Source organism: Proteiniphilum sp. LBM24028 (genome assembly GCF_056629195.1).
In genome coordinates this window covers 113,801-125,660 of the sequence record NZ_CM152817.1, presented here as the reverse complement: position 1 = coordinate 125,660, position 11,860 = coordinate 113,801, and the positions used below count along the sequence as shown (strand labels likewise).

Annotated in this window: 6 protein-coding genes; all 6 read right to left on the bottom strand. The window is 48.2% G+C overall.

Annotated elements, in window-relative coordinates; genetic code table 11:
* Nucleotides 1-15: 15 nt before the first annotated feature.
* A complete protein-coding gene (locus tag AC1HCU_RS00540; protein WP_480367763.1) occupies nt 16-2,193 on the bottom strand; it encodes a hypothetical protein in 2,178 nt (725 codons plus the stop codon).
* Between the two features lie 82 nt (nt 2,194-2,275).
* Complete coding sequence (locus AC1HCU_RS00535) at nt 2,276-3,085, bottom strand: DUF3823 domain-containing protein (RefSeq protein WP_480367760.1); 810 nt, start codon at nt 3,083-3,085, stop codon at nt 2,276-2,278.
* A gap of 21 nt (nt 3,086-3,106) precedes the next feature.
* Nucleotides 3,107-5,164, bottom strand: a complete 2,058-nt coding sequence (locus AC1HCU_RS00530) for a RagB/SusD family nutrient uptake outer membrane protein (protein WP_480367758.1) — start codon at nt 5,162-5,164, stop codon at nt 3,107-3,109.
* Nucleotides 5,165-5,192: 28 nt separating this feature from the next.
* Nucleotides 5,193-8,360: a SusC/RagA family TonB-linked outer membrane protein gene (locus AC1HCU_RS00525; protein ID WP_480370959.1), complete on the bottom strand. Its 3,168-nt coding sequence runs from the start codon at nt 8,358-8,360 to the stop codon at nt 5,193-5,195.
* Between the two features lie 22 nt (nt 8,361-8,382).
* The gene (locus tag AC1HCU_RS00520; RefSeq protein ID WP_480367755.1) at nt 8,383-9,825 is read right to left on the bottom strand and encodes a glycoside hydrolase family 76 protein; all 1,443 of its coding nucleotides are present in this window, start codon (nt 9,823-9,825) and stop codon (nt 8,383-8,385) included.
* 20 nt (nt 9,826-9,845) lie between these two features.
* Nucleotides 9,846-11,651: a carboxypeptidase regulatory-like domain-containing protein gene (locus tag AC1HCU_RS00515; RefSeq protein ID WP_480367753.1), complete on the bottom strand. Its 1,806-nt coding sequence runs from the start codon at nt 11,649-11,651 to the stop codon at nt 9,846-9,848.
* Between the last annotated feature and the right edge of the window lie 209 nt (nt 11,652-11,860).

The following is an 11,860-nucleotide window of genomic DNA, read 5'->3' as shown; positions in this document are numbered from 1 at the left end:
TTTATCTCTTCCTGCTCATTCCCATTTTAACAAAACCGATATGCCGGCGGGATCATTCTCAAACCGGAGGAAAACGGTTTTGCTTTCCTGATCCCACGACATCTCGTGATCAATTTCACCGTTCCCGTTTCTCACCTCACTGAGGACTGGTTTCTCCGGCAGGAGAATACGCATTACATTGGTAGTATTTATCGGACTCTTCACGGTGAAGGCATAGCTATATGTGGTACTCCTCTCATCACTCACGCCTGCCGCCGTGGCAAGCACACGCGGTTTTTGCCTCTCTTTCAGCGAGGTTATATCGAAAAGAAATGCCTGTTCACCGGGGTGGACAATTTTTTCGTTTAACACGGGTACCTCGGGATTGAAGAGATCAACAAAAGTGCCTTTTGCCACATAAGGAGTGGAAGCCACCGACTCGTCGAGTACGGAAATAATCCTGTAAGGGCCTCTTTTCAGGCTGAAGTAGTTCTTGAATTGAAGCTCTTCTCCTGCCGGCTCCCGATAAAGTCTTTGCAACAGAGCGACAAACTTTTGGTCTCCATTTTCACTGAGTATGAACTCTTTGGGATCGTTTCGCAGAATATACACTTTTCCCTTACCCACCTTGTATTCACCTTCGTCAAGGGAAGGGTCCAGTCCAAGTTGTGTAAACAGATGATCGGCAGCCGTGGCAAAATTGTTCGTGCCACTGTTCCACCATTCCGGTACTTGCTGAAAAGGATCGCTATCCCTACCGCAGTAGAGAAGTATACCTCCGTTGTTTACCCAGTGTGCAAGGTATGTGTGAGCCCCGGGTTCCATCGGCTTCATTCCGGAGTAAGAGAGGATAAGCAGGTGTATATCCTGAAGGGTTTCACGATAGGAAAGATTTTCCATATGCACAGTTCCCACGGGAACCCCTCTTTTGAGTAAGGGAAGCGTCTGTCCGTAGAAGCTGGCCAGCTGCGGATCCTCATAACCCTCATGTTCGGGAAAACGCTGGAACATCAGAGAATTGGACATCATCACGCCAATACCCTGAGATCCTTCCACCCGCTCCTTGGTTTCAGGCATCTGCCCCAGCGTGTTCACCATCACCTGCATTTGCGTGGAATAGTGTCGGGGTATGCGCTCTTTCTTGTCACTATTGCGGCTGGTACGGTACAAACCCTCGTAAATACGTTCCGGCCAGGGCATGATCTCATACTTGTTGATACGGGGATAGAGCAGCTGGGCGGTAAATGTAGCCTCATAGTTTTTTTTGTAATCCACCCAGTCGCGCGGCCAGTCTTCGATAGGATCGGTCAGGAAGAAGATTTCTCTTCCGGTGGGTGCCGTCATTGATTCCATGGAGCCATACTCCAGGAAGGCAGTCTCAAACACCCGTTCTTTCATTTTTCCGTTGAAATAGTTCGGTTCACGGGAGGTACCGGTCCATACCTGGGCAATATACCCGTCGACCGAAGACAATGAAGCCAGGCTTGCTTCGGGGCTGACGATTTTCCATTGGGCGTAATTAACCAGCGAATGCGTGGGAACATAACACTTCACATCCATCCCTCTGCTTTTCCCATACTCCCGGGCATAGGAGAAGACCTCATCGAGCGCCTTGTAATAGAGATGATATTTCAGTTTGTTGGAAAGGTAGGTGTTTTCCGGAGACAGATGCTGTGCACGCCAGGGGAAACCGTAAAACTTTTCCCATTCCCGTTTAAAAGCCTCACTATAGCCCGCCCTGGCCCAAAACTCGGGTTCTTCCATAAAGATGGCATCAATGCCGGCGTCGATAGCTCGCTTGATATGTCGCTCCTTCAGATAGGTAAGAAAATTATCCGTGGGCACAATATAAGGCACCATGTGTCCATGCCATATGGTATCGCCGTTCAGTTCCACCTGTCCTTCATCGAGATGCATCTTTCCATCCCATTCACCCGTGAAATAATCCTGATACTCGCCCCAGGCAATACCCGTCATGTAATGAGCAACGTATCCCTTGTCTCTCCATGAGCGTACCCGTTCTTCAAAAGGGATTTTTTCCGATTTGTCGGAAGGGTTACCACCCACCCCGTAGACCATGACCGCATTGGCTCTCACATCGATGGTTGGCCTCCACTCGCGGGATGTTTGGAAAGTAGTGTGTACCTCTTTCACGTTCTGGGCGTGAAGTTGCATGCCCGAAAGCATGAAAAGAGCGATCCATAATCTTCTCATATGACCTGTTTTTAGTTACAAGAAATATGGTTCAAAGTCTCTCCCTAAAAGAAAGACTTTGAACCATAAAAATAATCAATTTTTACGGAATCATCACTTCCAGCGGCTCATTATAATTCCAACGTCGGGTACCGCTACCCCGTGGTGTATCGTAATTTATTCTTGCTGCAGCGCGAATAAAGACAATCCGCCCGGAAGGAATGGTTCCGTTCGACTCGAGGGTGATGGTTTCACCCAGCAAATCCTTGAACGATGTGCCGGAATATTCAATTGATTTGGACCATCTCTCATCCCGGGCGCGGTAGCCCACGGTGGAGGAGTAGCTCACAAAAAGCTGGATGTCGGTTACGTTCAGAAAGGTACTACTGTACCCACCCATGGGTTCTATTTTCTGTCGGAATTCTTCCTCTGACACTCCGCGGGTCACTTTCACCTTGGCTCGAATCTTCCCGTTGATCACACGGGGTTCTTCCACCCATTCCACATTCAAAAAGGGTTGTACTTCAAATCTGACTTTCGTCACACCCTCGATTTGCATATTCTGCGTTTCGTCGGCAATGGGTACTCCACGGTCATCCTCTCTCAACAGGGGAATAAAGGGGCCGTCAATTCTCACGTTATATTCCCCTTTAAAAAGCTTGGTGTTGCGGAAGGTACCGTCCGGCATACAGAAAAAATCGGGGTTGTGAGTCACATTATCTCCCCAGCTGAGCTCCGTAAGGCGCACCCTGATTCCTTCGCTTCCCTGGTCCGTGAGTACAGGTTTTCCGGTTGCCGCATCCACGACTACCCCCTCCAGTGTCTCTGAAGGAGCCTCATAGTTATCCAGCTCAAACATGCTGCAGGAAACAAGCAAGAGCAAAGAAGCCAATAAAAATACTATCTTGTTCATACGATTATATATGTTATGTTATTATCTGTTAGGCTGCTGGTCGATGACAGGGCTCTTGGTCACCTCGCCGCCCGGAATGGAAAAGTAATAATCTACTACATTGTATTCAAAGGTCTTCAGGCTCACCCATTGAAAACGGGCATCGAAGAAATATTTCCCGCTCCCGGTAGAGAAGAATGGGTAAAGTCCGCGGAACCTGTAACGGTTGTTGTTGCTGAAGGTGTCCTTGTTTCTCTCTTCGCCCCAGAAGCCGTCCCGGTTTTCGTAATGCTGCACGCGCCAGCGACGGATATCCCACTTCGTTTTATGCTCCAGCGCCAGTTCCTTGCGTCTCTCCTTGCGCACTATATTACGTCCTTCTTCATTGGCAGTGATTGCAGTAGAAAGCAATGAAGCGCCGGCTCTCTCCCTGATGAGATTGACATTATCCGTTGCAACAGTCAAAAGATCAGACCCATCGGGTGAAGGTTGTCCTGCCAGGGCAAGTTCCACGGCCGCCTCGGCAGCATTCAGCAATACCTCGGCATAGCGCATCAGCACAAAATGTTGATCAGACTTTCCCTCTCCTGCCTCAAAGGAAGGATCATCCTTCAGCCATTTTCTTCCGTAAAGGCCTGTCAGGCATCCTTCTCCATTATCATAAAAAGGTCCGTTGGCACCGGCCGCAGTCATCTTGGCACCTTTGTAAATCAGGGTGTCCTGACCGCTCCCCTCCCTTGGACTGAGATAAAGTGTCTTGGGCTGTTGTTTATAGGCATCCAGATGTTGATATCTCGTTTCTGCTGTCTGATAGGTATAATTGTTGAACAGGGGGTCGATGGGTTCACTCCCTGTATATACCCCTGCCCGTATCTCGATATTCTTTCCCTTGAACCGATCACCCGGAAAAATCACATAAGCGCGCAGTCGCGGTTCGGCATTTTTGAAAAAGTCGAGGGGTGAGTCGTACATCAGGTACTTGCCCGCTGTATTCGTATTTCCGGTGGTCACTTTTACTGTGCCGTCAGGATATCTGTCAAAACCTTCATAAAGTTCCAGGAAGTCTAGCGTGACACAGGTACCCGATGCCAGGGGAGCCTTGAAGATGAACGGTGCGCTGTAGGCATCATAGCCGTGCGTGAGGGTCGGGTATGCATATTTTTTCACGTAGATATTCTCGGGGCTTTCCGGATCACTGAACATATCCACCATATTTTGGTATTGTGCTTCGGGATTATTAGCAGCCCATTTCTTTTTATAAAGTGAATAGCCTCCCTCCTTAATGATCTCTTGTGCTGCAAGGTATGCTTCCCGGAAGTATCTCTCAGATGCAGCCTGCCATCTATCCTCTGCAAAACCTATGACCCTTACGCCGGTCTTCTCTCCAAATCCGGTGAGACGGCCAGATACGGTCTCGTTGTATTTGGCTACGCTACCGGCGTACAACATGGCTTCCGACTTGAATGCCAGTGCTACATACTTGTTGGCATATCCACTTTTGGGACTTTCTTCCGACAACAGTTCGGCAGCCCGGTTAAAATCGGCCAGCACCTGATCCCAGGTCTCCTCCTCAGATGCACGGGGTACTTCCAGTGCCTCCTGTGATGCCGGGTATTGAATCACTTTTGTCACCAGCGGTATACCGCCAAAGCGGCGTGCCATGGCATCAAAAACAAAAGCCCGTACAAAATAAGCTTCCCCCAGGTAATGATTATACATCTTCTCAGGAAAAGAAGCTTCGTAAAGCGGCAAATTCTCTATCAGATAATTGGCATCCCTGAGAAGGGTGAATGCCTTGCCCCAGTAGGGAGTCCTTTCGGAGGTAAATGCCCGTGAGATACCGTCGCGGTTCACCGCCTCACCCGTGCCTTCAATTCCCATTGCCCCGAGCCAGGAGTTGAATTCCACACCCCATTCGGCCATATATTTGAAATCTTCAAATGGCATATTGCTGTACATACGGGCCATGTAGATCTCCATACCCGATTCATTGGTCAGCAGGTCTTCATCGCTGATAATATTTTTGGGAGGAATGTCCAGATCTGCACATGCAGTGGTCAACAGGAACAGAGCCAGTACAAGTTTAATTATTCTATTCATTTTTTTCATTTTATGTATACTCAAAAGATTAAAACTTAAGGGAAAGTCCCACGGTAAACGTTTTGTTCAGCGGATACATCCTCCCCAAATCATCGTCGGGATGTTCAGGGTCTACAAACCTTACACCGGTGAACGTAAGCAGGTTATAAGCATTGGCAAAAAGCCGCAAATCCATCGATGAGAACGACTGCAGTTTTGGCAGCGTGTAACCCACTTCTATACTTTTCAGGCGAAGATAGGCCGTACTTACACGGTTAAATCTTGAATTTCCGAACGGATAGTTCCCGGTAAATCCATAATATCCTCTTATCCACTCCGTTTCCGGATCATAGGGGTCGGCCAGTGGATCTGTAGGATGCCAACGGTCGAGGTATTGTACCAATGTGCCCCCTCCGTTACTTCCCCAGATCGAGTAGAGTGGTTCCCTATACTCCATGGAACCCAAAGCCGATCCCTGCAGGAGAATGCTCATATCCATATTTTTGTAGTTTCCGTCGAAGGTGAGGCTATAGTTCAACCATGGAGTCTGATCAAACGCGATGGGGTGCACATCCAAACCATTTATCTCTCCGTCACCATTCCAGTCCTGGTATTTATAGTCACCCGGCAGGATGTTCCTGTCTTTATAGATCGGATATCTCCAAATATCTTCCCAGCTTTCATAGCGCCCTGCCGACTCGTATCCGAACTGCATACCCTGATAACGGTTCGTAAGGTTGTCGTTACGCCACCTGTCATACGAGTTACCATAAGGGCCTTTTTCCGAAGCGGTAAGATACTGCTGGCGGGTAATGGTGCCAATTGCCTTCATCCTGTAATAAAACTCACCAATCCTGTGCCGGTGCGAAAGTTCCATATCCATCCCAAAGTGACGGTCGCTATCGAGGTTTTCTCTGGGTGCCGTTGCACCCACCACGGTGGGTAGATCACCCGACCGGCGTGCAAAGCGTCCATGTCTTTCCCTGTTGAAGAAGTCGAAAGAGAATCCAAAAAGGCCGTTCCACCCTTCAAAATCGACACCCACGTCGAGCGTACGGGCAGTAAACCAGGTGATAAGCCTGTTGGGAAGTGCGAGCGTGGATACTCCGTACACAAACTCATCTCCATAGATGTATCCCGGAGCGTATTGATTGTAGTATCCTTTTTCCGCATTTCCGGAAGTGGCGGGATAGACATAGCCTGTTGCCCAGTCGTATTGCAGTTCTCCGTCGTCACCCAGTACGCCATAGCTTGCCCGTAATTTTAGCTGGTCTACAAAGGATGCCCTTTCCCACTCTTTAAAAAACGGTTCTTCCGATATACGCCATCCTACGGAAGCAGATGGGAAGAAGCCCCACTGATGTCCTTCCGCGAACTTGGATGATCCGTCATAACGGAACTGCGCTTCTGCAATATAACGGTCGGCATAAGTATAATTTGCCCTGCCTATCAGGGCAGAGTTGGCCAGTTCGTAAATATCATTGAGTCCGCTCTGCATGCCTCCCAGCTGATTTTCATCCACACCCGCCAGAAGATAATCCATGCCGAAGGCGAGATCACGCTGTGCATAAAAGTTGTCACCGGTACGTCTCTGGGTTTCCCAGCCCAGGATACCGCTTACATTGTGTAATCCCTCAAACTGCCTGTTGTAATTCAAGATGAACTGTCCCAGCAGCTGTTGCTTGCTATAAAGTTCTCTTCTGATCTGATTGGGAGAGCTGTTATTATAAAGCTTCGCATCATAGTTGCCCGTCAGTTCGTTATACATGTACTGATAGTACTCTCTGCGTTTGATGTTGTTATCATCCATCCGGTAATCGTAACTTAGCAGCGCTTTTGCCGAAAGTCCCTCCAAAGCATCTGACAGTTTCCCAAAATCATAGTTAAGGCCTGCCGACGACATGAAATACTTCTGTGCATATTTTCTGTAACCGGAAATATCGGAGGTCATCTTGGCCACCGTATTTTCCTCCAGGTCCAATCCTTCGTAATTGAGCATGGTGTTTTCCGGGTCGGCGTATGCCGGAAAGAGTACACCCTGCCGCCAGTAGTTACGGATGATATCCACTGAACTGGAATAGGGATTATTGCGTTGATCGGCAATACCGCTCAGGTTCAGGTCGAAGGTCAATCCGTCAAAAATCTCTGTGGTGATATTGGATCGCAGGTTTATTTTATTGTAGTTCAAATCGCCCGACTTGAAAAAACCTTCCTGAAAAAGATAACCCATACCGATGTAATATTGTGTTTTCTCGCTTCCTCCCGTAATACTCAGATCCTGCTGGGTCTGGGGTGAATAATCGGAGAAGAGCAATGATGTCCAGTCGGTCGTGCGGCGTGTACCATTACGGTATGCTTCGAACATGCTCTCGGGAAAAATGATATTTCCCCCGTTGATATTATTCATTGCACGTTCGTTGTAAAGCGTCATTGTCTCGAAAGGATCGGCAAGCACCGGCATTCCCGAAGGTCTCTGAAAAGTGTAGGATGCATTAAAGGCCACATCGGCTTTTCCTTCTTTCGATCCCTTCTTGGTGGTCACGAGCACCACACCGTTGGCAGCCCTTACTCCATAGATGGCCGCCGATGCATCTTTAAGTACCGACACATCTTCGATGTCGTTGGGATTGAGTCTTTGAAACTCGCCGGCGCTGCGGGGAATTCCGTCAATCACCACCAGCGGACTTCCCAGACCACGGATATCGAAACTATTGTTAAATGATCCGGGCTCGGCGCTTTTCTGCCATACCCTCACTCCGGCAATCCGTCCGGTGAGCATATTCTGCGGATTTTCATTTCTTGTCTGGATCATGTCGGAACCCTTCACACCCGAGACGGCCCCTGTAAGGGTAACCTTTTTCTGTGTGGCATATCCTACCACGACCACCTCATCGAGGCTCTGCTGCTCATATTCCAGAACCACATTGATGACGGTACGCTGATTCACGAGTTCTTCTTTTGTAGTGAACCCTAAAAAATTGTATTCGAGCACTGCATCGGCAGGAGCCACGATGGCATACTTCCCATCTATATCGGTGACGGTTCCTATGGTGCTGTTCTTGATGACCACGGTCGCCCCGGGTAACGGTTCATTACCACTGTCTCTCACCACTCCCGTCACATTTACATCCTGTGCCAGTGCTGTGGCAGGAACAAGTAAAAGTGCAAGCAGGATCATTTGCGAAAATAATTTCGCACGAATAAAAAAATTCTTCATCATTCCAATGTATGTTATTTTGTTATTTAGTCATCTCATAGCGTGATAACACAGCATATTCAGCAGCGAAAGCAAAGCTAAACATCCCTTCAGTCCTGTTGTTACTGTTATTCTGACTCCATCCCACCAACAAATTGGTGGGTAGAAAACCCTTGTACAGAAAGTGGTCATACCCGTAGTCGAGATTCTGCTGAAATGTGGCAATATACGTCGACACCTTGTCATTTACCGGAAAAAGATCCACATAGCCCCGCATCAGCACCCCATTGAACCAGTTATTGAATCCGCTGATGTTGTAGGTATAATGGTCGGGCAGGTTGGTTCCTTTCTTCGCAAAAAAAGCAAAGCTTGCGTCCGAAAGCTTCTTTCCGTCGGACAGGTATTTTCCATCCGCCGTAGCCCTGTACAGATCTGCAGCTCCCGAAAGCATGGTGCCGCTGTTGTAGCTGATTGCCGGCCCCACCTTATCACGGCAGGTGATTCCTTTCCGGTAAACAACCCCATCAATGGTCTCCCACTCGGGCGTACCTGGCGTGCACCCTCCCATCATGTCATCATACACTCCGTCTCCACGCAGCAACGCCTCTTTTTGCCACTCATAAATTTTTTTTGCAAATGTGAGGTAGTAATCGCTTTTTTTCAGGGATGTTGTTTTCCTTGTCTTTTTATCCCCGGCATCGATATAACGGTATGTCACTTCGTCGTTTTTCCCTTTATACAATTCATGGAGCCAGACGAGGGGACTTACCATGGGGCCGTTACTACAAGCATGTTTGGTCACGTAACCGGGTCCCCATGTAATGCCGCCGGACTCATTTCCGTTCGCATCGATCGTGCAATCCCATCCATCGAGTACATATTCGGTCAGATATTCGGCTTTCTCCAGGTAGGCCGCATTGCCTGTCAGCTTATATGATTCCAGAAGTTCGCGTACAAGCCACATCTGGTCGTCATACACATTCTCGATGCCCTCCACTTTGGCTCCTCCTTTCGAAGATCCCCTGTTCACACCGTATACCGTCCATTCTTTGGTCTGTGTATATGAGGTGAGGGAGAAAGTTCCCAGATAATAGTCGGCATTGTCATATAGATTACCCAACACTTCCACAAACCTGGTGTAGTGCTTGTTATAAAGGGATGCATCTCCTTTCTCCTTCTCTGTCTGAAGTCCGTGCAGAATTGCATTTACCGCCTCAATGGCGCTGGTATACATCCATACGCTTCCTTTTTCATCGGATCGTGTGCCTGTATAAGGATTATAATATCTGGCCATGGCCATCCCGCTTCCGGTGAAATGCGCATTAATGGCATTGTCGGCGAGCTCTATAGCACGTGTCAGATTTATCTCAGCCAGAGGCTCTTCCTGTAGTGGCGGCTCCTGGGAACCCCGATCCGGCACATTCTCCGTGCAGGCACAGGTCATGAGCCACAGGAGACTTATAAATGCAATAATTAGATTTTTCATCCTGTTCATGTTACTAAAGATTATTTCAATTCAATTTTATGAATAACCAGCTTGTTCTCGCCGGTATTGGCCTCTCCATTATATACACCGATGGCCAAGGTGACATCTGTCCCGTTAAACTGTGTAAGGTCATATTTGAATGATGCATATCCCTCGGGATTATCTGCGCCTCCATTGCCATGTTTGAATTTCCAGGTTCCGTTGGCGGCAGCCATGGCCTCCTGGGCGGTATTGGATACCGGTGCGAGATGGGTTACCGTTCCATCATTCCCGATTGCGGTTATTTTAAAATAGGTAAAGTTACCGCCGAAGCTTCGCGTACTGAGTGTGAACTGGTTGCTTCCAGTTGCAATCGAAAACTTGGCGTATATATATGCTTCGGGCACTTTCGTATCTATATCAGAGGTATTTCTCGTTTTGATGATATAGCCTTCCGAGGGGAACACCTCGGGATCTTTTCTCAGGGGTACGAACGACCATTCGGCACCCACATGTCCGACATTTCTCCAGGCACGGTAGGCATTTACATAATTACCGCGATCTCCGGTGACGGGGCTGATTCCGGTAAACAGCTTTTTGGTATGCGGCATTGTGGAGCGCACAGTCTCTCTGGTCAGCTTCCACCCTTCAATCACTTCGGTGCCGGGCAACCAGCCATAGTTTTCCACCTTCCTGTCGGCAAACCTGATGGCACGCAACACAAGCTGCTTCCAGTAATCGCCTGTCGACTGACGGTAGATTCCGATGGCCAGAACGACCTCTTTCCCTACATAGGCGCTCAGGTCGAACTCGAAGTCTGAATAATTACCTGAACCATACGTACGTGTTGTTCCTATTTTCACAGCTTTGGGTTGATTTTCAGACAGGTCTACAACCTGTACACCAAAATAGGCAGGAGCAGATGCGTCGGCATTATGGGTGCGTGCTCTCAGTGAGAGGATCTTATTCTCTGCAGTGATCAACTTACTTCCGAATACGAAGGAGTCAAACACATCAAGGTCGGCCGGATTCTTACGGTCGCTGTCATTATTTCTGATTTGAAGTGTGGTACCCTCATTCTGTTCTTCCCATGCCCCGCGGAAATCAAGTGTGGACATATAGTTGCAGGCCCAGTCCCAGTGAGGATATTCATCGGCATTTCTTCCACCGCGATATTCGTTATAATACCATTTCTCGGCATGTTTCAAATCGTCGGCCGTTAAGCCACGGAGAAGCTCCTCGCCCCCCATTCTGAGATCGATCGTCACAGTTTCATCCACAAAATCGGTCGCTGCAACCTCCTTTATAATCGTCACATAGTCTTGCTTTGTGAAAGTGAGCGTGTATTTATCTTTCACCAGATTTGCAATGATATACTTACCGTCGTTTCCGGTGATTACCGTTCCTGCCGGCCCGGCCGAGACAGTCACTCCGGCAAGCGGTGCTCCATTATTCTTGGCATCAGTCACGATTCCCGTTATCTTTGCCGAAGCCCTGATCATTTCAGCATCTCCGATTGCGCGGTTGTTTTCACCGAATTTATCGGCTGTAATGGTTACACTGACCGTCTGCCACCCCTCCCTGGAGAACATGATGGCATGTGTTTTCAAGGTTACATTGTTCATCTGATACCTTCCCTCTTCGTCGGTGGTTGTAACCATGTTCTCTTCATTAATCCCGGAAAGAGTGACATTCACTCCCGGGATGGGGTTGCCGTTGACATCCTTTACCACTCCGGCCACTTCACCGAGCAGGCTCTGTGAAGATTCTTCCTTTTCGCAGGAAAACAGTCCGATCGATATAAACACAATCAAAGACGTGTAGAATAATTCTCTCAAGTTTTTCATTCCATTCATTAATTAATTTGCATTTTTTGTTTTTCATCCCATATCATCAAATATGTCATGATATCATTTTTCCCGTGCAGCCTCTCCAATATAAGCCTGCTGCAATTTCTCTGCACCAAATATAAAGGCGGACGGGTTAGCCAAAGGGTTACATTGGGGTTACATTTTACAAAATAACAGTAATCAACACGCTATTTAACCTTTTCCCA

Excerpts from the sequence above, each read along its gene's own strand:
- AC1HCU_RS00540 (WP_480367763.1), bottom strand. The coding sequence starts at position 2,193 with ATGAGAAGATTATGGATCGCTCTTTTCATGCTTTCGGGCATGCAACTT.
- AC1HCU_RS00535 (WP_480367760.1), bottom strand. The coding sequence starts at position 3,085 with ATGAACAAGATAGTATTTTTATTGGCTTCTTTGCTCTTGCTTGTTTCC.
- AC1HCU_RS00530 (WP_480367758.1), bottom strand. The coding sequence starts at position 5,164 with ATGAATAGAATAATTAAACTTGTACTGGCTCTGTTCCTGTTGACCACT.
- AC1HCU_RS00525 (WP_480370959.1), bottom strand. The coding sequence starts at position 8,360 with ATGAAGAATTTTTTTATTCGTGCGAAATTATTTTCGCAAATGATCCTG.
- AC1HCU_RS00520 (WP_480367755.1), bottom strand. The coding sequence starts at position 9,825 with ATGAAAAATCTAATTATTGCATTTATAAGTCTCCTGTGGCTCATGACC.
- AC1HCU_RS00515 (WP_480367753.1), bottom strand. The coding sequence starts at position 11,651 with ATGAAAAACTTGAGAGAATTATTCTACACGTCTTTGATTGTGTTTATA.